The sequence below is a fragment of the Ruegeria sp. CE6 genome (assembly GCF_056537485.1).
This window is the reverse complement of record NZ_JBQFRR010000001.1, coordinates 183,453-208,254: the sequence shown is the minus strand read 5'-3', so window position 1 is coordinate 208,254 and position 24,802 is coordinate 183,453. Positions and strand designations below refer to the sequence as shown.

At 57.8% G+C, this 24,802-nt stretch carries 28 protein-coding genes and 3 tRNA genes; 17 read left to right on the top strand and 14 right to left on the bottom strand.

Annotation, left to right across the window (positions count from 1 at the left end; genetic code table 11):
* Positions 1-30 precede the first annotated feature (30 nt).
* From ACR0DK_RS00970 to ACR0DK_RS00960, 3 genes are all read left to right on the top strand, one after another.
* Entirely contained in the window at positions 31-696 is a 666-nt protein-coding gene (locus ACR0DK_RS00970) for an NnrU family protein (protein WP_480734578.1), read from the top strand.
* A 72-nt stretch (positions 697-768) separates the two neighbouring features.
* Positions 769-1,305, top strand: coding sequence for a DUF2478 domain-containing protein (locus ACR0DK_RS00965; protein WP_170625269.1), 537 nt, complete (start codon positions 769-771; stop codon positions 1,303-1,305).
* A gap of 160 nt (positions 1,306-1,465) precedes the next feature.
* Positions 1,466-2,938 (top strand): ArnT family glycosyltransferase, encoded by a 1,473-nt coding sequence (locus ACR0DK_RS00960; RefSeq protein WP_480734577.1) that lies wholly within the window; start codon positions 1,466-1,468, stop codon positions 2,936-2,938.
* 86 nt (positions 2,939-3,024) lie between these two features.
* Here ACR0DK_RS00960 and ACR0DK_RS00955 read toward each other — a convergent pair.
* Positions 3,025-3,108 (bottom strand) — tRNA-Tyr (locus ACR0DK_RS00955).
* A 116-nt stretch (positions 3,109-3,224) separates the two neighbouring features.
* Here ACR0DK_RS00955 and rlmB point away from each other — a divergent pair.
* The 5 genes from rlmB (at position 3,225) to ACR0DK_RS00930 (ending at position 6,132) form a co-directional block, all read left to right on the top strand.
* Positions 3,225-3,998 (top strand): 23S rRNA (guanosine(2251)-2'-O)-methyltransferase RlmB, encoded by a 774-nt coding sequence (rlmB, locus tag ACR0DK_RS00950; RefSeq protein ID WP_170512293.1) that lies wholly within the window; start codon positions 3,225-3,227, stop codon positions 3,996-3,998.
* Between the two features lie 12 nt (positions 3,999-4,010).
* Entirely contained in the window at positions 4,011-4,286 is a 276-nt protein-coding gene (locus ACR0DK_RS00945) for a hypothetical protein (protein WP_255612144.1), read from the top strand.
* A 175-nt stretch (positions 4,287-4,461) separates the two neighbouring features.
* The gene (locus tag ACR0DK_RS00940; RefSeq protein ID WP_255611718.1) at positions 4,462-4,833 is read left to right on the top strand and encodes a YHS domain-containing (seleno)protein; all 372 of its coding nucleotides are present in this window, start codon (positions 4,462-4,464) and stop codon (positions 4,831-4,833) included.
* 291 nt (positions 4,834-5,124) lie between these two features.
* Positions 5,125-5,595, top strand: a complete 471-nt coding sequence (locus ACR0DK_RS00935; RefSeq protein ID WP_170392089.1) for a CoA-binding protein — start codon at positions 5,125-5,127, stop codon at positions 5,593-5,595.
* A 120-nt stretch (positions 5,596-5,715) separates the two neighbouring features.
* Entirely contained in the window at positions 5,716-6,132 is a 417-nt protein-coding gene (locus ACR0DK_RS00930) for a VOC family protein (RefSeq protein ID WP_480586688.1), read from the top strand.
* Between the two features lie 53 nt (positions 6,133-6,185).
* Here the strand turns inward: ACR0DK_RS00930 and ACR0DK_RS00925 are convergent, their stop codons facing one another.
* The 3 genes from ACR0DK_RS00925 to hisF form a co-directional block, all read right to left on the bottom strand.
* Positions 6,186-6,734, bottom strand: a complete 549-nt coding sequence (locus ACR0DK_RS00925; RefSeq protein WP_170661969.1) for a hypothetical protein — start codon at positions 6,732-6,734, stop codon at positions 6,186-6,188.
* A gap of 69 nt (positions 6,735-6,803) precedes the next feature.
* Positions 6,804-7,121, bottom strand: coding sequence for a phosphoribosyl-ATP diphosphatase (locus ACR0DK_RS00920; protein ID WP_223116789.1), 318 nt, complete (start codon positions 7,119-7,121; stop codon positions 6,804-6,806).
* Positions 7,118-7,879, bottom strand: a complete 762-nt coding sequence (gene hisF / locus ACR0DK_RS00915; RefSeq protein ID WP_170392081.1) for an imidazole glycerol phosphate synthase subunit HisF — start codon at positions 7,877-7,879, stop codon at positions 7,118-7,120. Before hisF ends, ACR0DK_RS00920 begins: the two co-directional genes overlap by 4 nt.
* Before the next feature lie 120 nt (positions 7,880-7,999).
* On the opposite strand from hisF, the gene ACR0DK_RS00910 reads away from it, so the two are divergent.
* A complete protein-coding gene (locus tag ACR0DK_RS00910; RefSeq protein WP_255611717.1) occupies positions 8,000-8,446 on the top strand; it encodes a DUF302 domain-containing protein in 447 nt (148 codons plus the stop codon).
* A gap of 1 nt (position 8,447) precedes the next feature.
* Here the strand turns inward: ACR0DK_RS00910 and hisA are convergent, their stop codons facing one another.
* Positions 8,448-9,167 (bottom strand): 1-(5-phosphoribosyl)-5-[(5-phosphoribosylamino)methylideneamino]imidazole-4-carboxamide isomerase, encoded by a 720-nt coding sequence (gene hisA, locus ACR0DK_RS00905; protein ID WP_170401433.1) that lies wholly within the window; start codon positions 9,165-9,167, stop codon positions 8,448-8,450.
* 134 nt (positions 9,168-9,301) lie between these two features.
* Here hisA and ACR0DK_RS00900 point away from each other — a divergent pair, with 134 nt between their 5' ends.
* Complete coding sequence (locus ACR0DK_RS00900; protein ID WP_170563813.1) at positions 9,302-9,703, top strand: DUF2147 domain-containing protein; 402 nt, start codon at positions 9,302-9,304, stop codon at positions 9,701-9,703.
* A gap of 3 nt (positions 9,704-9,706) precedes the next feature.
* Here ACR0DK_RS00900 and hisH read toward each other — a convergent pair whose 3' ends face one another.
* Together hisH and hisB are read right to left on the bottom strand one after the other, a co-directional pair.
* The gene (gene hisH, locus ACR0DK_RS00895) at positions 9,707-10,345 is read right to left on the bottom strand and encodes an imidazole glycerol phosphate synthase subunit HisH (protein ID WP_170401427.1); all 639 of its coding nucleotides are present in this window, start codon (positions 10,343-10,345) and stop codon (positions 9,707-9,709) included.
* On the bottom strand, positions 10,346-10,933 hold the full coding sequence (gene hisB, locus ACR0DK_RS00890; protein ID WP_480734576.1) for an imidazoleglycerol-phosphate dehydratase HisB: 588 nt from the start codon (positions 10,931-10,933) through the stop codon (positions 10,346-10,348). It lies immediately after the preceding gene.
* Between the two features lie 153 nt (positions 10,934-11,086).
* Between hisB and ACR0DK_RS00885 the strand changes: the two genes are divergently transcribed.
* Positions 11,087-11,326 carry an Lrp/AsnC family transcriptional regulator gene (locus ACR0DK_RS00885; RefSeq protein WP_170325761.1) on the top strand — a complete coding sequence of 80 codons (240 nt, stop codon included), beginning with the start codon at positions 11,087-11,089 and terminating at the stop codon, positions 11,324-11,326.
* Here ACR0DK_RS00885 and ACR0DK_RS00880 read toward each other — a convergent pair.
* From ACR0DK_RS00880 to ACR0DK_RS00870, 3 genes are all read right to left on the bottom strand, one after another.
* Positions 11,323-12,189, bottom strand: coding sequence for a GNAT family N-acetyltransferase (locus ACR0DK_RS00880; protein WP_170625275.1), 867 nt, complete (start codon positions 12,187-12,189; stop codon positions 11,323-11,325). The two genes, ACR0DK_RS00885 and ACR0DK_RS00880, sit on opposite strands and share 4 nt — an antisense overlap.
* 85 nt (positions 12,190-12,274) lie before the next feature.
* Positions 12,275-12,349, bottom strand: a tRNA-Gly gene (locus ACR0DK_RS00875).
* A gap of 33 nt (positions 12,350-12,382) precedes the next feature.
* Positions 12,383-12,457 (bottom strand) — tRNA-Gly (locus ACR0DK_RS00870).
* A gap of 149 nt (positions 12,458-12,606) precedes the next feature.
* Between ACR0DK_RS00870 and ACR0DK_RS00865 the strand changes: the two genes are divergently transcribed.
* Complete coding sequence (locus ACR0DK_RS00865) at positions 12,607-12,759, top strand: hypothetical protein (RefSeq protein WP_170625276.1); 153 nt, start codon at positions 12,607-12,609, stop codon at positions 12,757-12,759.
* A gap of 9 nt (positions 12,760-12,768) precedes the next feature.
* Here ACR0DK_RS00865 and ACR0DK_RS00860 read toward each other — a convergent pair whose 3' ends face one another.
* Positions 12,769-13,152 carry an MAPEG family protein gene (locus ACR0DK_RS00860; RefSeq protein ID WP_480706728.1) on the bottom strand — a complete coding sequence of 128 codons (384 nt, stop codon included), beginning with the start codon at positions 13,150-13,152 and terminating at the stop codon, positions 12,769-12,771.
* A 71-nt stretch (positions 13,153-13,223) separates the two neighbouring features.
* Positions 13,224-16,661, bottom strand: coding sequence for a pyruvate carboxylase (locus ACR0DK_RS00855; RefSeq protein ID WP_170609399.1), 3,438 nt, complete (start codon positions 16,659-16,661; stop codon positions 13,224-13,226).
* Between the two features lie 293 nt (positions 16,662-16,954).
* Between ACR0DK_RS00855 and ACR0DK_RS00850 the strand changes: the two genes are divergently transcribed.
* Complete coding sequence (locus ACR0DK_RS00850; protein WP_480734575.1) at positions 16,955-19,351, top strand: ATP-dependent helicase; 2,397 nt, start codon at positions 16,955-16,957, stop codon at positions 19,349-19,351.
* A 3-nt stretch (positions 19,352-19,354) separates the two neighbouring features.
* Here ACR0DK_RS00850 and ACR0DK_RS00845 read toward each other — a convergent pair whose 3' ends face one another.
* A complete protein-coding gene (locus tag ACR0DK_RS00845) occupies positions 19,355-19,645 on the bottom strand; it encodes a DUF1330 domain-containing protein (protein ID WP_480734574.1) in 291 nt (96 codons plus the stop codon).
* A gap of 374 nt (positions 19,646-20,019) precedes the next feature.
* The gene (locus ACR0DK_RS00840; RefSeq protein ID WP_170392061.1) at positions 20,020-20,244 is read right to left on the bottom strand and encodes a DUF1127 domain-containing protein; all 225 of its coding nucleotides are present in this window, start codon (positions 20,242-20,244) and stop codon (positions 20,020-20,022) included.
* Between the two features lie 935 nt (positions 20,245-21,179).
* Between ACR0DK_RS00840 and mraZ the strand changes: the two genes are divergently transcribed.
* The 4 genes from mraZ to ACR0DK_RS00820 are packed head-to-tail and all read left to right on the top strand — an operon-like array spanning position 21,180 to position 24,793.
* Positions 21,180-21,647, top strand: coding sequence for a division/cell wall cluster transcriptional repressor MraZ (gene mraZ, locus ACR0DK_RS00835; protein WP_480439182.1), 468 nt, complete (start codon positions 21,180-21,182; stop codon positions 21,645-21,647).
* 4 nt (positions 21,648-21,651) lie between these two features.
* On the top strand, positions 21,652-22,644 hold the full coding sequence (gene rsmH / locus ACR0DK_RS00830) for a 16S rRNA (cytosine(1402)-N(4))-methyltransferase RsmH (RefSeq protein WP_480735669.1): 993 nt from the start codon (positions 21,652-21,654) through the stop codon (positions 22,642-22,644).
* Positions 22,641-23,009 (top strand): cell division protein FtsL, encoded by a 369-nt coding sequence (ftsL, locus tag ACR0DK_RS00825; RefSeq protein WP_170392057.1) that lies wholly within the window; start codon positions 22,641-22,643, stop codon positions 23,007-23,009. Before rsmH ends, ftsL begins: the two co-directional genes overlap by 4 nt.
* Entirely contained in the window at positions 23,006-24,793 is a 1,788-nt protein-coding gene (locus tag ACR0DK_RS00820; protein ID WP_223116784.1) for a peptidoglycan D,D-transpeptidase FtsI family protein, read from the top strand. Before ftsL ends, ACR0DK_RS00820 begins: the two co-directional genes overlap by 4 nt.
* Positions 24,794-24,802: the final 9 nt, after the last annotated feature.

Below are 24,802 nucleotides of genomic sequence, written 5' to 3'. Positions count from 1 at the left end.
AAACCGGGCGCAACACGTTCGGAGATTACGATGACTGGTTGGGGCCTTTTCCTTGCTGCACTTGCCACATTCCTTCTTAGCCACATGATTCCAGCACGCCCAGCAGTGCGCGGCTGGCTGATCGGTACGATGGGAAAGCGCGCATATTTCGCCAGCTATTCAATGGTTTCTCTAGCAGTTTTGGCCTGGTTGATCATCGCCGCCGCAAATGCGCCCTATGTCGAAGTGATCCCGCCGCTTCCAATCTTTCGCTGGGTGCCTTTGCTGGTCATGCCTATAGTCTGCTGGTTGGCCATTGCGGGCCTGTCGATCCGGAACCCGTTCTCATTCGGAGGGCTGGGGCACCGTCCGTTCGATCCCGAAAACCCTGGAATCCTGCACACGACGCGTCATCCGATACTTGCGGCGTTGATGCTATGGGCTTTGGCACATCTGTTGGCCAATGGAAGCCTGTCGCATGTCATCTTGTTCGGCTTGTTTGCTGGCTTTGCGGCGATGGGCATGGCGCTCATTGATCACCGGACCGCGCGCAATTTGGGGACGGAATGGGTACGCCTTTCCCGCAATACGGCGCGCCTGTCACTCAGCGCGCCCCGCCCTTGGCCCAGCCTTTGGGTCTGGTTGACTGCTTTGGCTTCTTACGCGGTTCTCCTCCACCTGCACGCATCTGTGATCGGGCTTTCTCCATTGCCTTAATGGATGAAGGTGGTCGGACAAGCCGGCGCGTGCTATCTGAAACGTCATCGACTGAAATCTGAGGTCCAAAAAATGCATCTGGCCTATGTAACGACAACCGATCGCGGTGCGACTGACCGCCTGCTTAGCGAATTTGCGGATGGTCTTGTGCTGGTCGGAACACCGATTGCCGGGGTTGTGCAGACCAACACCGAATGTGCCGACGGATATAAATGCGATATGGATCTGAAAGTCTTGCCGACCGGGGAAACCATTCGCATCTCACAATCTCTTGGCAAGAACGCTCGGGGTTGCCGTCTGGATCCGGCTGAATTGGAACGGGCCGTCGGCCTCGTGACGCGGTCGCTTGAGGATGGCCCTCAATTGCTGATCATCAACAAGTTCGGAAAGCACGAGGCGGACGGGCGGGGTTTTCGCCCAATTATCGCCGACGCACTAGAGCGTGAGATTCCCGTCTTGGTGGGCGTCAATAAATTGAACATTGAAAAGTTTCAGGAATTCGCCGGCGGCATAGCCGAGGCGCTTGGCCCCGATGTCAGCAGCCTGACTGAGTGGTTTGACAAAATATCCCAAACTGACGTTCAACCCGCCGCGGCATCTGGCGGCTGAAGCCCAGGCATCCATCTGCTGAGCTGCGCGCATTGTTTCTCGCGCGCCCAACTGCCGCAAAAATGGTGGACTTGAGCCCACACATCGGGTCTAGCTTCGGTCAAAGTTGCAATCCGGCGGCCAGATATCCTGGGCGAGTGCCGACGAAATGGGCTTATCCATGATCGAAGATCAGTGCGTCTCAGATGAGCGATCTCTGGAAGCCGCTTGCGGGGTCGATGACCCGGCAGCGAAGCAATCCCGTCTCGATGGGTTGATGTCGACAGATCGCTTCTGGTTAAGCATAGTCACGGCTTACTTTCTGCTTCATGTCGTATTGCGAGTTGCAACCGGCGGCGCGCTTGGTCTGGATGAGGCTGAGATACTTCTTGATGCGCGCCGCTTGGAATGGGGCTACGGCCCGCAACTGCCACTTTATGCCTGGCTGCAATGGGGCATCTTTCAGATAACCGGTCCCGGCATATTAGGGCTGTCACTGCTGAAGAACGGGATGCTGCTGGCGACGGTTGTCGCGCTGTACCTGACCATACGAACCCGTCATGCGCCACTGTGGGCAGGGCTGTCGGTCCTGTCACTTCTGATGCTCTATCAGTTTAGTTGGGAGGCGCAACGCGCGCTGACGCATACCGTTCTGGCCAATCTCTGCTCGGTTCTGACCTTCGCGGTGATTTGGGGGCTAATTCGCAAACCGACGACTTGGGGATTCGTCTTGCTGGGCGTAGTCGTGGCAATGGGAAGTTTGTCAAAATACAACTATGCGATCGCGCTGCTGGCCATGTTGCTGGCGGCTTTCAGTGCATCTGAGACGCGCAAGCCTCTCTGGTCGCCTCGACTGCTGCTTTCGTTGGGTGTCGCCGCATTGCTTGTCACACCACCGATGCTATGGGTTCTGAACAATCCCGAACACGCATTTGCAAGCGCGCGCAAGTTGGACATGAGCAGCGATGACCCAACCACATTGATCGCGCTGCAAGGCTTGGTTGAGCTGGCCTTGGCGTCGGCTGGGTTTGTATCGCTCTTGCTGATCGTACTGGGCGTCCTTTGGTCGATCTATCTCAGGCAAGGGGTGGCCGCCAAAGGCGATGATCTGTGGCGATTGATGACGCGTACACTGGTCTGGGCGTTGTTACTTATGGCGGCTGTAGTGCTTGTGAGCGGAAGCACCAACGTAAAGGATCGCTGGCTGCAACCGATTTTGATTTATGCCGGCCCCGTACTGTGTTTGTGGCTACTACCCAGAACAGGTCGTAAAGGCGTAAACCGATTTGCTCAGGTCAGCGCCGTTCTGGCGGTGTTTATCGGACTGGCGATGCTGCATCACAATCTGGCAGGGGATGCCAAACGTGCGGCCCCTTTCGCTACTTTGACCTCTGAGATAATCGCGCAAACAACGCCCGAAAGTGCGATTGTTGCTGACAATTGGATTTCCGGAAACATGGCCTATTTTGCGCCCAATCATCCTGTTTACAGCGATCGGGACCCGCGCGCGCCAAATGCTGCTCTTCGGGTTTGGGAATCGGCTCGAAATGTCCCGAAGGACGTCGACCCAGCACAGGTGAAAACCTTGGTTGCGCCATACCGCTTTGACAACAACGAAGAGATGACGCTGTCATTTGGACCTGTGACGCAATAGCGCGGGGACCATGGCAACTGACAGCGCGCGGTGCAATCAAACAGATATCGGCCTGAACGAATGGCCCAAATTTATCGGTGAGTAAGTGGTGGGCGACCCTGGAATCGAACCAGGCGTGCGTCTCCGCGAGGGAGTTACAGTCCCCTGCCACACCTTGCGGCCTGTCGCCCACTGTCAGGCGTTGCACCTGACGTGGAGGCGTGATTACTAGCGCGTCTAAAGGGCGTCAACAGGAAAATACCGCTTTGACGCAGGAAACCGAATTCCCGGCCCGGAGGCCCGTATTATGAAGAAACCAAAGTGGGTCGTTGAGAAGGAACAGGCGCGCAAAGCGGCTGCGGCAGAAACCGTCTGGCTGTTCGGTTTACACGCCGTACGCGACGCGCTGATGAACCCGAAACGGCAGAAGCTGCGCCTGATTGTGACGCGCAATGCCCGCGACAAACTGCTGGAAGCTATTGAATTTGCGGAGATTGTACCCGAGATGGTTGATCCGCGAAAATTCACCGCACCGATTGATCCGGGATCGGTTCATCAGGGCGCGGCACTTGAGGTCAAGCCGCTGGAATGGGGTGGGCTTGCCGACAATTGTATTGGGCAGGAAAACCCACGTGTGCTGCTGCTGGACCGGGTGACAGACCCACATAATGTCGGGGCGATTCTACGCTCGGCAGAAGTGCTGGGCGCCAGCGCCGTCATTGGCACCCGCCACCATTCAGCACCCGAGACCGGCGCTTTGGCAAAGACTGCCAGCGGCGCGTTGGAACGACAACCCTATCTACGCGTGCGCAATTTGGCCGATACGATCATCGAGCTGCAGAACATGGGGTATTTAGTCCTGGGTCTGGATGGTGAGGCCGAACAGACGATAGAAGCCACGCTGGGTGACAAGCGTGATCGCCCGGTGGCGCTGGTGCTTGGGGCCGAGGGGCCTGGGTTGCGGCAGAAAACCAAAGAAACCGTCGATCAATTGGTAAAAATTGACGCGGCGGGGGGATTTGGTTCTCTAAACGTCTCAAATGCCGCGGCTATCGCACTATATGCATCCAAACCCAGATGACAGGAGGCCCCCATATCCACTCCACATAAAATTGCCACCTGCTGCTATTGCGGTACCCGTGCCGCATTGGTGCTTCGGGGAAAGCAACAGCACGAGCTGAGTTGCGCAAGCTGCGGCGCACCCCTGCATAATCTCAAGATGGTGCCAAAAGCCAAACTGGCAGATCGGCCGATCAAAAGTTACCAGCCGGCACAGAAGCACAAAAAATACAAAAAGAAGAAAAAGCGGGGCCTGTTCTCAAAGGTGTTGGACGAAGCCTGGGACGTGATCGAAGACGTTTTCGATTAACAACCGCACGCCCGTTCACATCGGCGTCATGGGGGTTTCAGATACGGTTTGAAATATGCATCTTGAAGCCCTCTAACCGCAATCCAGTGAATCACCTATGTTGTCTCGACGTTCCTTCTTGATCAGTCTCTCTTGTACCCCGTTTGCCTCTGTCGTCGGTGCGCAGGAAATGCCCATGTTCTACGTGGACGATGGGATGGCGGTCTCAGGCTATGATGCGGTTTCTTATTTCAAGGCTGGAGCACCAGAGTTGGGTCAGCCCGACATAGCGCTGATGTGGAAGGGTGCGATCTGGCGGTTTGCGTCAGAGGAAAATCGCGATCGATTTGAACGCAATCCGCGCGCCTATGCCCCGCAGTTTGGTGGTTACTGCGCCTATGCGATGGCGAAAGGTCTGCTAAGCAGTACCGATCCCATGGCATGGCAGATTGTGGATGGGCGGTTATATCTGACCCACTCGGAAGCGATCGAACGTATCTGGGAACGCGATGTCACCAATTACATCCGCGAGGCCGAGGGGCATTGGCCTGCGGTTCTTTACCAATAAAGCCTATTGCTCTTGGCTTAAGATCGGCGCGCGGCTTATGTAACGAGCCGTTCTGACCATGATCGCCGAAGGAAATGCGCACGGTTTCATTCGGCGGCATTCCGCCTTTTGTGATGTGTCATCACAAAAATGCGCGCGACCTCTTTTTTTTAGAAAACTCATGCTTAAATGTCACAGTGACCGCGGAATGGAACTGCCGCGGGTCATTTCACTGTCCCTCGTTCCAACAACTGGCGCTCAGGAGTTTCCTGGGCGCTTTTTTCTTTGCATGCGCTTGCTTATGGTGTGCTCATGAATGACTACTCCGACGATGTTCTGACCCAAATCCTTAGGCGCACCAAAGTGGTTGCGGTGGTTGGGGTTTCTATGAACCCGGTGCGGCCCAGCTACTACGTCGCGCGTTATCTGTCGCTCAAGGGATATCGGGTGATACCGGTCAATCCGGGCCATGCAGGCAAGATGCTGTTTGGCCAGACGGTGCAGGCTTCGCTGTCCGACATTCCCGAGCCCGTCGATATGGTTGACATCTTTCGCCGCTCCGAGGCCGTGCCACCCATTGTCGACGAGGCGCTGGATGCGTTTCCCGACTTGCGCACCATCTGGATGCAGATCGGAGTTGAACATGCCGAGGCCGCTGCCAAAGCGCAGGCCCGCGATATCGACGTAGTCATGAACCGCTGCCCCAAGATCGAATATCAGCGCCTGTTTGGCGAACTGCGTATGGGTGGGTTTGCGACTGGAGTGATTTCGTCCAAGCTGTGACAGCCCTGACGTTTGTGTCTACGCCCCGGCCTGAATTGAACAGAAATGGTGCATTTGTTGAGGGCGAGGTCCAATTGACCTATACCCATTCAGCAAACCAATAAGACAGGACCATGCGGAATGATTGCTTATGTGACCGTTGGTGTTGACGATATCACGCGCGCTGAGCGGTTTTATTCGGCGTTCCTGCCCGCCCTTGGTTATGCGTTGGAGCGGTATCACGGAGACTTGAGCTATGCGCTGCCAGTGCCGCCGGGGCAATCCCCGGTTCAGCCCGAGTTCTATGTAAAATCACCCTTTGATGGAGGCGCGGCTTCGGCTGGCAACGGGTCCATGGTGGCGTTTGAGGCGCGCACCCAACAGCAGGTTTGCGACCTTCACGCCGCTGCGCTTGCCGCAGGCGGCTCTGACGAAGGCCAGCCGGGCTTTCGCGCCTCGTATGGTCCGAATTTCTATGTCGGCTATCTGCGCGATCCTCAGGGCAACAAAATCGCGCTGTTTTCCAGCAATCCAAACGAGCCTGGGCGCGACGGGTAACGCTTTCGTCGGGTCGCTGTGGCGCTTCGATCGCTGCCCGCAGAAGCTCAGTCTCACAGGCTGGATGCTTGTTCCTGTCGCCGCTTTTCCAGAACCACTTCGCGTGGAACCCACTCGTAACGGGTGTCCTCAACCAGGGGCGACCAGAATAGCACTCCGCCATAGCGCCAGGGATCCAAGACGACGCCTTCGTACATGCTCTCTCCCTTGCGGCTGATAATGGCAGTGCTGTGGTCGATGCGGAACGGGTTATCCGCGTTGGCGATGGCGCGGTGCATTTCCAGAGTGCGGAACTGCTCCTGATCCAGTCGCCGCTCAATATCTTCAGCCCAGTGCCAGCACAGACCACGCGGACGCAGACCCTTGTTGACCTTGGCGTTGTGGATAAGCGGAGGGTCGGTGATCTCGTATTCCTGCGCCAGTTGCGCAGTATAGGCATAGGCGATGCGGGCGGCGCGGGTGGCCTCTTCCGGGTCGATATCGGGGCCGAGGCTTTGGATTTCAGCCGCCAGCCGCTGGACCTCATCTCCGGAAGACGGGGGAGGGGTGGCACAGGCGGCGAGGGTGGCAAGCGCTGCCGCGAACACCAAAGCTCTGATCATCTGCGCGTCCTTTGCCTCAATGCACCCGAAGCCGCAGTATAGCGGGCCGGGTCATCGCACGAAACCCGCTTAGTCTTTTGGTCGGGATGCCTTTTCCGTGATGCCGCTGGTGCCCTGTCGACGGGCCAGTTCGCCCAGCACATCATCCAGCGCAACATCGCGCGCAGCCAGCATCACTAGCAGGTGATAAAGCACATCAGCCGCCTCGGAGGTCAGTTTTTCCCTGTCCCCTTTGGCGGCTTCGATGATTGCCTCAATGGCTTCTTCGCCGAATTTCTCGGCACATTTCTCGGGACCTTTGGCCAACAGCTTGGCGGTCCAGCTGCTGTCTGGGTCTGCCCCTTTACGGGCTTCAATCGTAGCCGCCAGATCGTGCAGAATGCTCATGTCAGCCTCATCGGAATGCCAGCGGCGGCCATATGCTCTTTGGCCTCGTGGATGGTGTATTCGCCGAAATGGAAGATCGAGGCGGCAAGCACCGCGCTGGCCCCACCTTTAGTCACACCTTCGACAAGATGGTCCAGATTGCCCACGCCCCCGCTGGCGATCACCGGCACTTCCACCGCGTCACTGATCGCGCGGGTCAGAGGCAGGTTGAACCCGGCCTTGGTACCATCGCGATCCATCGAGGTTAGCAGGATTTCCCCCGCGCCCTTGGCGACAACGGTTTTGGCAAATTCAACCGCGTCGATGCCTGTTGGCTTGCGCCCGCCATGGGTGAAAATCTCCCACTTGCCGGGGCTGACGGTCTTGGCGTCAATGGCGCAGACAATGCATTGGCTGCCGAACTGATCCGCTGCTTCGGCGATGACGTCCGGATTCGCGACGGCGGCCGAGTTAAAGCTGACCTTATCAGCCCCCGCCAGCAACAGGGCCCGCACGTCATCTTTGGTGCGCACGCCACCACCTACAGTCAGAGGCACAAAGCACTGCTCTGCCGTGCGTTGGACCACATCGAACATCGTGCCGCGGTTCTCATGCGTCGCATGAATGTCCAGAAAGCAGATCTCATCCGCTCCGGCGGCGTCGTATGCCTTGGCCGATTCCACGGGGTCACCGGCATCGCGCAGGCCAACGAAATTCACACCTTTGACCACACGGCCATCGGCGACATCCAAACAGGGAATGATGCGGGTTTTCAGCATGGGCTTTCCTTTGCTCGGGGCACCTGTACCGGCAAAGCCCCGCCGATGCCAGACTTGTGATTGTGATCTGTCGCGAAGCCATGGAAATTAGGGGTGAAATTTATGAAAAGGATTACCCAGATGCGACAACTTCTTTTGGCTTCAATTCTCACATTCGGAGGCGCCCTGTCCGCCATGGCTGACGACATCATCAAAGTGGAAACCAACAAATCCGTGGCCGAGGCGCTGGACGCGCTGGAAGCCGCCGTGGGTAATGCGGGCGCCACCGTGTTTGCCCGCGTGGATCACGCGGCGGGGGCGGAAAAGGTAGGAACGCCAATCCCGGCCAATCAGGTGCTGATTTTCGGCAACCCTGCTCTGGGCACTCCCGCCATGCAGATCGACCCGCGCGCGGGGCTGTTCTTGCCGCTGAAGGTGCAGGCCTACGAAGACGCAAACGGACAGGTCTGGCTGGCTTATGAAGATCCGAAAGAGACGATGGACGAGCTCGACGAAGTAGAGAAATCCCCCATCATCGAAAAGATGCGCGGCGCTTTGGCGAAACTGACCGCCGCCGCTGCTCAATAACTCAGTTCAGGGCGCGAATGGCCTCTTTTAGGTCAATCGCGCCATCATATAGCGCGCGGCCAGAGATCGCGCCGTTCAACTCGACGCCACAATCACGCAGGGCGATCAGGTCGTCCAGTGAGCTGACGCCGCCCGAGGCAATTACCGGAATCGAAACCGCCTGCGCGAGCGCCGCCGTGGCTTCGATATTCGGACCCTGCATCGCACCGTCGCGGTTGATGTCTGTATAGATGATCGCTGCCACGCCAGCGTCCTCGAAACTGTGCGCCAGATCGGTGACCTGTACGTCGGTCTCTTCGGCCCAGCCCTTGGTGGCAACCATGCCGTTTCGTGCATCTATACCGACGGCTACCTTGCCCGGGAAGGCTTTGGCAGCTTCGCGCACCAGATCTGGGTTTTCGACTGCAACGGTGCCCAGAATCACCCGCGCCAGACCTTTTTCGATCCAGGTCTCGATTGTGGCCATGTCCCGGATACCACCACCCAGCTGAGCGGGCACATCACAGGCTTTCAGAATTGCCTCAACGGGTGCCGCATTAACAGGCTCCCCGGCAAAAGCACCGTTCAGATCAACCAGATGCAGCCACTCGCAACCAGCCTCGACAAAGGCGCGGGCCTGCGCAGCAGGGTCTTCGTTAAAGACCGTCGCCTTATCCATTTCACCACGCAGCAGGCGCACGGCGTTGCCGTCTTTCAGATCGATGGCGGGGTAGAGGATCATGTCGGGCGGCCCTATATCACTGTTACACGCGCGGGATATCGCACAGGCAGGGCAGGGGCGCAACGCGACGCTAAGTCATTCTTGCCCGGTGCCGAACGGCAGGTCAGACTGACCGGAAAGACAGGGAGATAACCATGAAGACATATTCTCTTGCAGCGGTCTTCGCTGCGATGGCCACCACCGCCTTTGCTGCCGATCCGGTAGACGGGCTGTGGAAGACCGCTCCGGGCGATACGGGCGGCTATTTGCATGTGTCGATTTCGGAATGTGGCAGCGCCATCTGCGGAACTATCGACAGCGCATTTGATGCTCAAGGCAACCAACAGCTGGAGTACGAAAACCTTGGCAAGCAGATCATCTGGGACATGATCCCCGAGGGCAACGGCAGCTATGACGACGGCAAAATCTGGGCCCCGGATCGCGACAAAACCTATAGCTCGAAAATGACGCTGGACAGCCAGAACAAACTGACCGTTAAGGGATGTGCCGTTGGGGGTCTGGTCTGCCGGGGTCAGGTCTGGACACGGGTTCAGTAAATCTCAGGGCTTCCAGGTCAGGAAATTGCCGATCATCCGCAGGCCAACGTCTTGGCTTTTCTCAGGGTGAAACTGCATCCCAACCATAGTGTCGCGGCCAATCACGGCCGTGACCTCTTGCCCGTAGTCCACATAGGCCAGCCGTTGCGCCGGATCCATCACCCGGAAGTGGTAGGAGTGCACAAAATAGGCGTGATCGCCTGATTTTATCCCGTCAAAGACCGGATGGTCGCTTTCCAGAATCAGATCGTTCCAGCCCATATGTGGCACCTTGAGCGCGCTGTCCGAGGGCTCGATCTTCACAACATCACCTGCGACCCAGCCCAGACCGTCGGTCTCAGCATATTCATGGCCCTTGGTCGCCATCAGCTGCATTCCGACGCAGATGCCCAGAAACGGGCGGCCTTTCTGCTCGACGGCTTCTACCATAGCGTCATAGATGCCTTTGTGGCCGCGCAACTCGGCGGCGCATGCCGGGAAAGCGCCATCACCGGGCAGAACCAATCGATCAGCCCGCGCGACAACATCTGCATCCGATGTCACGACGACCTCGCCCGCATCCAGTTCGCGGGCCATCCGTTGAAACGCCTTCTCCGCCGAGTGCAGGTTACCGCTCTCGTAGTCAATGATGGCTGTCAGCATCTACAGCGCGCCCTTAGTCGAGGGAATCGCATCCGCCTTGCGTGGGTCGGTTTCGACCGCATCGCGCAAAGCACGGGCAACGGCCTTGAAGGCGGCCTCGGCAATGTGGTGGCTGTTCAAGCCATGCAACTGATCAATATGCAGGGTGATCCCGCCATGGGTGCTGAGCGCCTGAAAGAACTCGCGCACCAGCTCGGTGTCGAACGTGCCGATCTTTTGCGTCGGCAGGTCCACATTCCAGATCAGGAACGGGCGGCCCGACAGATCCAGCGCACAGCGCACCTGTGCGTCATCCATGGGCAGATGGCATTCGCCATAGCGACGAATACCCTTCTTATCCCCTAGCGCCTGCGTCAGTGCCTGACCCAGCGTAATCCCGGTGTCTTCGACTGTGTGGTGGTCGTCGATGTGGTAATCGCCCTTGGCACGGATCGTCATGTCGATCAGCGAATGCCGCGCCAATTGATCCAGCATGTGATCAAAGAACCCGACGCCAGTCTGGTTGTCATACTGGCCGGTGCCGTCCAGATTGACCTCGACCGAGATCTCGGTCTCGGCGGTCTGACGACTGATCTTAGCGCTGCGCATGGGCGAATTCCTTTTGCTACAGGGCGCTTATAGACGCGGATGAACGGCCTATCCAGACCGCTTTAAGCCTTCGCTGCAAACTGTTGCAGGGGATTGCACCTGGGCGCGGCCCGTGCCAGCCTGCGGGCAACACGAACCAACAAGGCCCGGCCCATGTCCACCTGCGTTTTCATCCAGATCCGTTGTAAACCCGGCACCACTTACAAAGTCGCCGAAGAGATCGCGCTGCGTGAAATCCATTCCGAATTGTATTCCACAAGCGGCGAATACGACCTGCTGCTGAAGCTCTACATCCCCGAAACCGAGGATGTGGGCCATTTCATCAACGAAAACCTGCTGGTGATTCCCAATATCGAACGCTCGCTGACCACGATGACGTTCAAGGCGTTCTAGCCCAGTTCAAACGTCGTGATGCCATATATCCGGTCAAGGTCGATGTCTGGCGCGTGACTGGAATACATGCGCCCCGTTTCAAATACTTTGGTCAGCCCCAACTGTTTGGCCAATTCCATGGCTTGTGCGTTTGGATTAGGCTTGTCGATGAATACCTCGGCCTTTGCCTGATCGGCGGGTAGCGTCGTCAGAAGGGAAACCAAAAGCGCCTGCGCGATTTGTGGATTGTTGGCAAACAGAGGCCCGACCTTGTACCCGCTCAGGCAGCGCCGCAACGTTGCATAGCCTTTGATCCGCCCATTTTCCTCAAACACCCGCGAAACGTGGCTGGGTGCCTCCAACCAGCCGCGCAAGAACGTGTCGCGCGCGGCGGGGAACAGGCCTCGGTCATACGACTTTAGATCATCGGTTAGCGCGTTGATTGGACGAACCCGAGTGTCCTCCACGCGACTCAGGGCATCCAGGATGCCGCCGACGGTGCCGGCGAATCGATAATTGTCATACGCCAGTTCAAAACCGAATTTCCGATAGTTGTCCTGCTGTTCGACCACACCATCCATGCCCATGTTACGATCCTGGCAATGTGCCTTGACCGCTTCGGCGACCTGCAATCCGTATCCCGAGCCGCGAAACTCGGGGCGCACGATGTAGAAGCCAAGAAATGCGTAGGCATCATCGTAGTTCACGGCGGATGCGGACGCGATCATCTGGCCGTCCAGGAAACCGCCCTTGAATCCTTCGGGGTCCGAACTGCGAAAACAGACCGCGTCGTGCAGCCCGGGGTTCCAGCCTTCCTGTCCCGCCCAATCTACAGCGGTTTGAAGTTCGTCTGCTGTTAAGGCGCGAATGACGTAATCGGGCATATCCGCATCTCCGTCGTAATTTCATGTGCAGCAAAGATGCCGTAGCAATCGCGAAAGAACCAGCATGTTCGGAGAGTTTGGTATCTGGAGCGGGCGAGGCGATTCGAACGCCCGACCCTAACCTTGGCAAGGTTATGCTCTACCCCTGAGCTACGCCCGCATCAGATACTTATATGGTCCGTAGACCTCTCAATGGAGCGGGCGAGGCGATTCGAACGCCCGACCCTAACCTTGGCAAGGTTATGCTCTACCCCTGAGCTACGCCCGCGCCGTTGAGTGAGGAGGGATGTATAAATTCCCACACGAGGCTGCAAGCGGAAAAACACAAAAAACAGCAAAAAATCTTTCGACGGAAATTCGGGGCTGCGGTGTTCAAGAGATATAGCAGTGAACGAAATAAGGGATTGGGCAGAGGAAATGAAAGATATTGCAGATATTAAGATGGCGGCATTGGCGGCGCTGATTGTTCTTACCACCGTGATCTACAGTCAGAGCGATGAAACACTGGCAGAGGCGCAGCCTAGCCTCCCGCATGCTCCTTTGATCGAAACGCAGGTTTGGACGGGCTAAATCGCGCGCTCAAACAGCCAATGCGAGGTTCGCGATCGCGGCAATCAGAATTGCAGTGAAGGTCAGACCCATTCCGATCTGGCGCAGGATGATGATCTGTGGGGTCTTGCCAAAACCATAAGCGTGCAGAAGCCTGCCCGCCAAAAGTAACATCCCCAACAGGTTCACAAGCCAGCCGCCAGCATCTTGCAGTTCGACCATGGCGATAAGCAGCAAAGCAAAGGGAGCGTATTCGGCGCAGTTCGCATGCGTTCGCATTGCCTTGATCATGGCCTTGTCGCCATGATCCCCGACCGATATTTTGCCCACCCGGCGTTGCCGAATGACATTCACGCTGAGTGCGACGTACAGAAATGCGATCAACGCGGCGTAGATCGGGGTGATGGTCAGCATGCGGCCTCCTGATGTTGCAAGGGCCGCCCGGTTCCCCGAACGGCCCTTATTAGCGTAGAAGGCTAAACCGGTTATTCCAGTTCGACCAGCAGATCCTTGGCGTCGATTTGACCTCCAGGCTGGACGTGAACAGCCTTGACCACCGCGTCGCGCTCGGCGTGGATACCTGTTTCCATCTTCATCGCTTCGATGGTCAGCAGCAGATCGCCTTCTTTGACTTCTTGACCTGTGACAGCGGCAACAGTTGCAACGACACCCGGCATTGGCGCGCCGATATGGTTGGGGTTACCAACTTCGGCCTTTGGCCGCTGAGCGGTTGATGCTTTCACCAAACGGTTCGGCACGCGGATCACGCGGGGCTGACCGTTGAGTTCGAAGAACACGCGAACCTCGCCATTCTCGTCCGTCTCGCCGATGGCCTGACAGCGAATCTCCAGCGTCTTGCCGGGATCGATCTCGGCGGTGATCTCCTCGCCCGGCTCCATGCCGTAAAAGAAGGTACGCGTGGGGAGAGTACGGACCGGGCCATAAGTGCGGTGACGGCCCATATAGTCGAGGAACACCTTGGGATACATCAGATATCCATTCAGGTCCTCGTCATCGATCTCTTTGCCCTCAAGCTGTTTGGACAAATCGGCGCGGGTGGCCTCGAGATCGACCGCTTCGACATGCTTGCCGGGGCGTTCGGTGTTGGGGGCCTCGTCCTTCAGGACCTTCTGGATGATTGTATCGGGGAACCCGCCCGGAGGCTGACCCAGATTGCCGCGCATCATGTCCACCACCGAGTCGGGGAAGGCGACATCAGTGTTCGGGTCTTCGACCTGCGCGCGGGTCATGTTCTGGCTGACCATCATCAGCGCCATGTCACCGACCACCTTGGACGACGGCGTCACCTTGACGATATCGCCGAACATCTGGTTCACGTCCGCATACATCTGAGCAACCTCGTGCCAGCGTTCTTCGAGTCCAAGCGAACGCGCCTGTGCCTTGAGGTTGGTAAACTGACCACCAGGCATTTCGTGCAGATATACCTCGGAGGCCGGGGCCTGCAGGCTGGACTCGAAGGCCGCGTATTGGCCACGCACTGCCTCGAAATAGTCGCTGATCTCACGGATGGCCTTGATGTCCAGCCCGGTGTCTCGCTCGGTATGGCGCAACGCCTCGACCACGGTGCCGAGCGTTGCCTGAGAGGTGTTGCCGCTGAAACTGTCCATCGCGCAATCCACCGCGTCCACACCGGCCTCGGAGGCGGCCAGAATGGTGGCGCTTGCAATGCCTGCGGTGTCATGGGTGTGGAAGTGGATCGGCAGCCCGACCTCTTCCTTCAGCGCCCGGATCAGGATCTTGGCGGAGGCCGGTTTCAGAAGCCCCGCCATATCCTTCAGGCCCAGCACATGTGCGCCAGCGTCACGCAGTTCCTTGGCCATTCCGACATAGTATTTGAGGTCATACTTAGCACGGTCCGGGTCCAGAATATCGCCGGTATAGCAAACGGTGCCTTCACAGATCTTGTTGTTTTCGATCACCGCGTCCATGGCGACGCGCATGTTCTCGACCCAGTTCAGCGAATCGAACACGCGGAACACGTCGACACCCTTGGCCGCCTGACGCACAAACTCCTGCACCACGTTATCGGGATAGTTGGTATAGCCAACCCCGTTCGCCCCGCGCAGCAGCATCTGGGTCATCAGGTTCGGCATCGCCTCACGCAGATCACGCAGGCGCTGCCAAGGGCATTCCTGTAGGAAGCGATAGGCGACATCGAAGGTTGCACCGCCCCAGCATTCGACGCTGAATAGCTGCGGCAAGTTCGCAGCATAGCTGGGTGCTACTTTGATCATATCGATCGAGCGCATCCGGGTTGCCAGCAGCGACTGGTGCCCGTCGCGCATGGTGGTGTCGGTGATCAGCAGCTGACGCTGCGCCTTCATCCAGTCAGCCACCGCCTGCGGGCCTTTTTGTTCCAGCAGGTTGCGGGTGCCCATCTGCGGTTCGGCCTTGGGCGCGGGGGGCCTGGCCTCTTTCAGGTCGGGGCGCGGCATCGGGCGATCCTTGGTTTCGGGATGCCCGTTCACAGTGATGTCGGCGATATAGTTCAGAACCTTGGTGCCCCGGTCGCGGCGCTTCTTGAACTGGAACAGGTCCGGTGTCTCATCGATGAACTTGGTGGTGTATTCATTCGACAGGAAAGTCGGGTGCTTTAGCAGGTTTTCGACAAATGCGATGTTGGTGGAAACACCGCGCACACGGAATTCCCGCAGCGCACGGTCCATCCGCGCAATCGCCTTTTCTGGCGTTGGGGCCCAAGCGGTCACCTTGGTCAGCAGCGAATCGTAATACCGCGTGATCACACCGCCTGCATAAGCGGTGCCGCCATCCAGACGGATGCCCATGCCGGTGGCCGAGCGATAGGCGGTGATGCGGCCATAATCGGGGATGAAGTTGTTCAGCGGGTCCTCGGTTGTCACGCGGGTCTGCAACGCGTGGCCGTTCAGGCGGATATCGTCCTGGCTGGCTTTGCCGGTGGCCTCGGCCAGCGTCTTGCCCTCGGCAATCAGGATCTGAGCCTGCACGATGTCGATGCCGGTGACTTCCTCGGTGACGGTGTGTTCCACCTGCACGCGCGGGTTCACTTCGATGAAATAGAACTTGCCGGTGTTCATATCCATCAGGAACTCGACTGTGCCCGCGCATTCATAGTTCACATGGGCGCAGATACGGCGGCCCAGCTCGCAGATTTCGGCGCGCTGTTCTTCGGTCAGGTACGGGGCAGGCGCGCGTTCCACGACCTTCTGGTTGCGGCGCTGGACCGAACAATCGCGTTCATAGAGGTGGTATATCTCACCGTGCTTATCGCCGAGAATCTGCACCTCAACATGGCGGGCACGGGTGATCATCTTTTCCAGATAGCCCTCACCGTTGCCAAAGGCGGCCTCGGCTTCGCGGCGGCCTTCCAGCACTTTCTCTTCCAGTTCATCCTCGGACAGGATCGGGCGCATCCCGCGTCCGCCACCGCCCCAAGACGCTTTCAGCATCAGCGGATAGCCGATCTCGGCTGCCTCGGCCTTGATGGCTGCCATGTCGTCGCCCAACACCTCGGTCGCCGGGATAACCGGAACGTCGGCGGCAATCGCCACTTTCCGGGCGCTAGCCTTGTCGCCAAGCGCGCGCATGGTCTCGGCCTTGGGGCCGATGAAGGTGATGCCGTTTTGAACGCAGGCATCCACGAAATCCGGGTTTTCGGACAGCAAACCGTAACCGGGGTGGATCGCATCTGCGCCGCTTTCTTTGGCCACCCGGATGATCTCGTCAATCGACAGATACGCCGCAACCGGTCCCAGATCTGCGCCAATGCGATAGGCCTCATCCGCCTTGAACCGGTGCAGGCCCAACTTGTCCTCCTCGGCGAAGACCGCGACGGTGCGCTTGCCCATCTCGTTGGCTGCCCGCATCACACGGATGGCAATCTCGCCGCGATTGGCAATCAGGATTTTCTTGAAGTCTGTCATTTCAGGTCCCGGTCTTAATGGCTGTGGCCTTGTGCATAGGCGGACAATACGGCCACGTACATATGTAGTTCTGGGTAGAACCGGCATGTTAACGCTCGCAAACGCCGCCCTTTTGCGCAAACTTATTGCACATGCTGCATTGCGGCATCAATCCCCCGTAGAAAAGAGCAGATTATGCCCGTTTCCCCGAATATCTTCGCTGCGCCCTTTGGAGGGATGATTCTATTTGATTTGAGCGAACAAGCCGTGAACAAACCCTTTCCCTCCGCGCCCATCCGACGTAGTTTAGAGCCATGAGCAGTTTTGACGAATTGGACGCCTTCGAAGGCGCATCGCTGTCGGCGCGGGCGATGCCTGCGACCTCGGCTGAGTACCTCAACGATCTCAACCCGGCGCAGCGCGAAGCGGTTGAGCGGCTGGATGGTCCGGTGCTGATGTTGGCTGGTGCGGGCACGGGCAAAACAAAAGCTCTGACCGCTCGGATCACCCATCTGCTCAGGACACATAGTGTGCGTGAGAATGAGATTCTGGCGGTGACCTTCACCAATAAGGCCGCGCGAGAGATGAAAGAGCGGGTAGGGCGGATGCTGGGCCGACCCGCTGAGGGGATGCCGTGGCTTGGCACCTTCCACGCAATTTGCGTCAAGCTGCTGCGTCGCCATGCGGAACTGGTCGATCTGAAATCGAACTTCACAATTTTGGACACTGACGATCAGAAACGGCTGCTGAAACAGCTGACTCAAGCCGCCAACATTGACGACAAGCGCTGGCCCGCTCGGATGCTGGCCGGGATCATCGATGACTGGAAAAACCGAGCGCTGACGCCCGACAAGGTGCCTGCTGCGGATGCGGGGGCCTATAATCACAAGGGCATCGAGCTTTATGCCCAATACCAGACCCGCCTACGCGAGCTGAATGCGGTGGATTTCGGCGACCTGTTGCTGCACATGGTCACGATTTTCCAAACCCACCCGGACGTGCTGGAGCAATACCAGCGCTGGTTCCGTTACATCCTTGTGGACGAGTATCAGGATACCAACGTCGCCCAATATCTCTGGCTTCGTCTGCTTGCAGGGGGCCACAAGAACATCTGTTGCGTCGGCGATGACGATCAGTCGATCTATGGCTGGCGCGGAGCCGAGGTGGGCAACATTCTGCGGTTCGAAAAGGACTTCCCTGGCGCCTTTGTGGTCCGGCTGGAACAGAACTACCGCTCGACCCCGCATATTCTGGCCGCTGCGTCCAACGTCATTCGTGGCAATGAAAGCCGCTTGGGCAAAGAGCTTTGGACCGATCGCGAAGAGGGTGAAAAGGTCCGTCTGATCGGCCATTGGGATGGCGAGGAAGAAGCGCGTTGGATCGGGGAAGAGATCGACGCGATGCAAGGTGGCACGCGCGGTGTGCGGCCGGTGAACCTTGATGAGATCGCGATCCTCGTACGCGCTTCGCACCAGATGCGGGCGTTTGAGGATCGGTTTTTGACCATCGGTCTGCCCTACAAAGTGATCGGAGGGCCGCGATTCTACGAGCGGATGGAGATCCGTGATGCCATGGCCTATTTCCGGCTGGTGGTCAGCCCCGAGGATGATCTGGCGTTCGAGCGGATCGTAAACACGCCCAAACGCGGCCTCGGCGACAAAGCGCAGCAGGCGATTCAGGTTGTGGCGCGCGAGAACGGAGTGTCTCTGGTCGAAGGCGCGCGGATCGCGGTCGATAACAGCCTGATCAAGGGCAAGGGTGGCAAGGCGCTGCGCGAACTGATCGACGGGTTGGCGCGGTGGAATGCAATGACGCGTGGGCCTCGGATCGAGGTGGACGATGATACGGTGATTGATGACGGTGTTTCACCGATCCGATACGGCGCGCCCGAGCATACGCATATCGAGCTGGCGCAGATCGTCTTGGACGAATCCGGCTATACCGCGCATTGGCAGAACGAAAAGACGCCCGAGGCGCCGGGGCGGCTGGAAAACCTAAAAGAACTGGTCAATCAGCTGGACAATTTCGAAAACCTGCAAGGGTTTCTGGAGCATGTCAGTCTGGTGATGGATAACGAGCAGGACAGCGACGGGGCCAAAGTCTCGATCATGACGCTGCACGCGGCCAAGGGGCTGGAGTTTCCCGCGGTTTTCCTTCCGGGGTGGGAGGATGGATTGTTCCCCTCTCAGCGTTCGATGGACGAATCCGGTGTCAAAGGCCTCGAAGAAGAACGAAGGCTGGCCTATGTCGGTATTACCCGTGCAGAAGAAGTCTGTACGATTTCCTTTGCAGCCAACCGACGGGTGTTCGGACAATGGCAGAATTCGATGCCGTCCCGGTTCATTGATGAGTTGCCCGAAGATCATGTGGAAGTGCTGACATCTCCGGGGCTCTATGGGGGTGGTCAGCAGGCAGCCGGGATCGAAACCCGCGCAGCCGAGGCGAATGTCTATAACTCTCCGGGCTGGAAGCGGATGCAGGCGCGGCAGGGGCAATATGGCATGTCTCAGCCAAAAGAAAGCCGGAATACTGTGATTGATGCGACAGCCGTGGCCAGCTTTACGCTGGGCGAGCGAGTGTTTCACCAGAAATTCGGCTATGGCGCAGTGATCGGCATCGAAGGTGATAAAGTCGAGGTCGATTTCGACAAGGCAGGGGTGAAGAAAGTGGTCTCGCGCTTTCTGACCAACAAGGATGACGTGCCGTTCTGAAGCTTACAACCCTTCGACCAGCACAAGATTCGCCGTCGCCGTTTTTTGCCTGATCTTAGCCAATTCGACATAGTCCGGATCGTCCTTCCACGCGTTTGCGGCAGCCATATCCGGAAACTCCATCAGGACGATCCCATCTTCTTCCCAACTGCCTTCGATCACTTCAACGGGTTTTGAGGATACGGTCAGAAGCCTTCCGCCATGCCGGTCAAAGATCGGCATGAATCCTTCGAGGTATTTCTGGTACCCATCCCGGTCATGAATGGAAATCTGGGCGATGAAATAAGCGGCCATGGGAGACTCCTGACAAATCGTTCACGACCCCAGCCTACATCTTGTGCGCAAAAAACGAAAAACGGCGGTTCCCAGGGAGGAGGAGGGGAACCGCCGTTCTTTTCTACATCAGGGCAGGGAGGAGGAAGCCCCGATGTATCCGAACCCGGGTTTGATCCCGGTATGAGGAAGACGCGGCGACGTCAGGGAGGAGGAAGACGTCGCCGCGCGCTTTCAACATCGAGGCAGGGAGGAGGAGAGCCCCGATGTATCAGGTTCCGGCGGTCAGGGCCGGTATTAGGTGCGGCAACGTCAGGGAGGAGGAGAGACGCTGCCGCTAAAATACAGGTCCGAAAGGGAGGAGGACGGACCTGATCTCGGTGTTCTTGTTGCGCTTACCGCGCGATCTGCTCTTCGGTGGCCTGTTGGGCCAGCCGGCGGATCATCGAGCGGTGCAAGCCCAGATCAGCCAATTCCCGATCTGACAGTCCCGACAATTCGTTGACTGTCTGACGGTACAGGCGATAACGAGCAACCCGGGTTTTCACGGTCTCAACCAGCGTTGAGATTCCATTTGCCGGTGTGCCTTTCAGAGCCGTTTGTGTGCTTGCGACTGCCATCTTCATGATCCGTTCATTCTTACTGTTGCCGGCATCGTCCGGCGTTTGCTTGAGACTGAAGATAGGCAAATGCTGCGATTGCACAATAGTTCGCGTCGTCAATGCTGCTATGCAGCAAATGCATGGATTGGCAGGATAATCCGGTACGCCCCAATAATTGCCTTTAAAATACTGGTTTTCACGTGTGGTTGACGTTTCGTGTGTCCAGACCCTGTGATGGTGACCGCTTATCTATTGAGCGGAATTGGTGTTTGTTTGGGCATGTTGTGTCAACTCAAGAGGGGCAAATCTTCTCACGGCAGGTCCGGCGCCTGGGGTGATGGTGCTATGGGAAAGCATGGGGCGACTATGGGAAAGGCCCTGTAAAGGGACCGCGATTCGTCCTCTTCGGCTGTCATTCATGAGTGTCTGCGCCAAATAATCCATAATTCTGAAAATTATTGGGAATTCATGGGAGGAATAATTTAGGCGTCAATTCTTACATATTTAGTGTTGGTGAGCATCAGGGGCACAATTTGTGGCATATTTGATCCAAGTTTCGATTGTATTAGTCTTGATCTGAAGTCTGCATCAGGCCTCCATATGCAAATTTCCTATTGATTTCCATGAATTCCCATGGCATCCCTTGTGTACCCGATGAGGGCGAGGACAGTTAAGGGGCGCCAAACGACCCCGAACCAAAAATACAAAAACAGGTTTCATACAGGCATCTCGCTTTCATCACTTAACAGATCCGGCGCGCGGGCGAGCAGACATCCCCCCAGGTGGCGCGCGCAGCTGGACATCCCGCAAAGCGGGTCAATGCGGCGGGTTGATCAGTGGCAGCAGATCAACCCGCCGTTTTACTTCCGGGGGAACGTGAATTTTGAGGTGGGGCGCAAGCGAAAGGGACAGTCGTCTTGGCGCGCAGGTTTAGAGGCGAAAGCCAGCATAAGGTGGATACGAAGGGCAGGGTCTCGATCCCGGCCTCGTTTCGTCGTGTGCTTGAGGCCTCGGACCCCAGCTGGCAACCCGGTGACAATCCTGAACTCGTGATTGTCTATGGCGACCACCGCCGCAAATACCTTGAATGTTACACCATGGAAGCGATCGACGAGGTGGATGCCAAGATCGATGCGCTGCCACGTGGCTCGATGCAGCGTCGGATGCTTCAGCGGATGTTCCATGGTCAGTCCTTCCCGACCAATGTGGACGAAACGGGTCGTTTGGTGCTGCCCGCAAAGCTGCGCAACAAGATCGACCTTGAAAACGAGGCGTTCTTTATCGCCGCCGGTGATACCTTCCAGATCTGGAAGCCCGAGACATACGAGGCCGAGGAACTGGCCACGACCGAGGAATGGCTGGACGATCTGCCGGATGATTTCGATCCGATGCAGTATCTCGATGGCATCGGGGATGGGTGACGGCATGGCCGGCGCTCAGACCTCATCGGACAAACCTCATATCCCCGTACTGCTGCGCCCGTTGCTGGCCGCTGTGGCGCCGGTATCCGGTGCCTGGCTGGACGGCACATTCGGCGCAGGCGGCTATACTCGTGCATTGCTGGAGGCCGGGGCCGAGAAAGTCATTGGCGTCGATCGCGACCCACTGGCATTTGAAATGGCCGCTGACTGGGCTGGGGAATATGGTGACCGGCTGGTGATGCAGCAGGGCGTGTTCTCTCACATGGATGATTATGCAAAGGACCTGGATGGCGTGGTGCTGGACCTTGGTGTCTCATCCATGCAGTTGGATCAGGCTGAACGCGGTTTTTCCTTCATGAAAGACGGTCCGTTGGACATGCGGATGAGCCAAGATGGTGAAAGCGCAGCTGATCTGGTGAATGCGGCAACCGAGACGCAATTGGCCGACATCCTGTTCCATTTCGGGGAGGAACGCGCCAGTCGTCGTATAGCAAAGGCCATCGTCAAGGCGCGGGCCGAAGAACCGATCAAAACAACTCTGCGGCTGGTCGAGATTATCGAATCCTGCCTGCCGCGCCCCAAACCGGGCCAATCGCACCCGGCGACGCGCAGCTTTCAGGGGCTAAGGATCGCGGTGAACGCAGAATACGAAGAACTGTTTCAGGGGCTTATGGCCGCCGAGCGCGCTTTGAAGCCGGGGGGGCAACTGGCCGTTGTGACTTTCCATTCCATAGAAGACCGGATGGTGAAGCGGTTCTTCCAATCGCGCGCGGGCAAAACCGGACGCGCCAACCGTTATGCGCCTGAGATGGAGCAGGAGAAGCCGCAATTCACACTCAAGACCCGCAAGGCCGTTGGGCCGGATGAGCAGGAACTTGAAGAAAACCCACGTGCACGCTCGGCAAAATTGCGTGTCGCGATAAGAACGGATGCCCCGGCAGGGGAAATTGAGGCCCGGGCCATCGGCATGCCGCAATTGGGGGGAAGGGCAAGATGAAGAGTATTCTGTATGTGTTGACTGCACTATCCGTGTTCGGGCTGGCGCTTTGGGCTTATCAAGAGAACTACCGCACGCAGCAGGTGCTGAAGGAAACGCAGTCGCTGCAAGGCCAGATTGGTATGGCGCAGGCGCGACTCGCCGTGCTGAATGCTGAATGGGCCTATCTAAACCGGCCTGATCGTTTGCGTGAGCTGGCGGACTTGAATTTCGAACGTCTCAGCTTGCTGCCTCTGCGGGCTGAGCAGTTTGGTCGCGCCGATCAGATTTCCTATGGCGAGGACCCGGATCTGCCCATCGTCGACCCGCTTGAAATACAGGACGTCACTGACATTCAGGCACTGATCGAGGTGCAGGTTCCATGACCCGCACACCACTTCGCCCTCTGGCCCGTATCCTCGACGCCCGTGCAAAGGGTGAAAACCCCAAGGCGATTGAGAGAGAGAACATCCGCAAACGCCACGAAGACATGAAAGACCGCGCCCGCGCACGCGCCGAGGGCCGCCTGTTGGTGTTGGGTCTTTTCTTCTTTTGCGCCTTTTCGATCGTAGGCTTTCGTATGGGCGTTCTGGCGACATCCGAGGCGCAAGAACCATTGGCAAGTGCGCCGGGGGCCTCCATCGCCATGCAACGCGCCAATATCGTGGATCGCGAAGGCCGTATTCTGGCGACCAATCTGGACACCTATTCTGTCTATGCGCAGCCACCGCTGATGATTGACCCGATCGCCGCAGCCGAGCAACTGGTCGCTATTTTCCCTGATCTGGAAAAAGAGCGTTTGGTCAAAGACTTCACCGGTAAGCGAAAATTCCTGTGGATCAAGAAGCGCATCTCGCCCGAGCAGAAGCAGGCGGTGCATGACATCGGAGATCCCGGCATCCTGTTCGGCCCGCGCGAAATGCGGCTATATCCCAATGGCAGACTCGCGGCGCATATTCTGGGCGGCTCGGGCTTTGGCCGCGAAGGTGTCAGCGCAGCTGAGGTGATCGGCGTAGCTGGCGTCGAAAAACAGTTCGACGGCTATCTGCGCGACCCGGCCAACGGCAACAAGCCGCTGCAACTGTCGCTGGATCTGACCGTTCAAGCGGCGGTGGAACAGGTGCTTTATGGCGGCATGAAGATCATGAACGCCAAAGGAGCCTCGGCGGTTCTGATGAACGCCCATACGGGCGAGGTCGTCTCGGCCGCGTCGTTGCCGTCTTTTGACCCCAATGACCGTCCGCGCCCACCGACCTCGGGCTTCGATCCCTCGGACAGCCCGCTGTTCAATCGCTACGTACAGGGTGTCTATGAGCTGGGTTCGGTGTTCAAAATCTTCACCGCCGCGCAGGCGGTGCAGCTAGGTCTGGTGAACTCCAACACCATCATTGACACTTCCGGCCCAATGAAAATCGGGCGCTTCCCGATTGGCGAGTTTAACGGCAAGAATTATGGTGAGATCAGTGTCTCGGATGTAATCAAATACAGCTCGAACCGAGGCACCGGGCGGCTGGCCTTGCAAATCGGGGCCGACCGGCAACAGGATTTTCTGAACGCGCTAGGCATGTTCGACCCAACCCCATTCGAGATTGTCGAGGCCAAGGGCGGGCAACCGCTCAAGCCCAAGAAATGGGGCGAGTTGAGCACCGTGACGATTTCTTATGGCCACGGCCTTTCGACCAGCCCCATGCATCTGGCCGCTGGTTACGCAGCGATTGCCAATGGCGGGTACTATGTCAGCCCCACGATCTTGCGCCGCAATGGCCCGCAATACGGCCCTCGCGTGATGTCCGAAAACACCGCCAAGCAGGCGCAAAATATGCTACGCAAAGTGGTCACGGATGGCACCGCCAGCTTTGGTGATGTCAAAGGGTACGACGTGGCGGGAAAAACCGGTACTGCCGATAAACCCAAGCCGCGTGGCGGGTACTATGAGGACAAGGTGATTGCCACCTTCGCCACCATCTTCCCGGCTTATGATCCGAAATATGTGCTAATCGTCACGCTGGATGAACCGTCCATCGTAGCCTATGGCGAAAAGCGCCGCACGGCGGGTTGGACTGCCGTTCCCGTTGCTGCCGAACTGATTGGACGGGTGGCGCCGCTATTGGGTCTCAGACCCCGGCTTGAGCCTGAGGCGCGCGCTGCTATAACGCTGACCTCAAATTAGGCTGTCCAG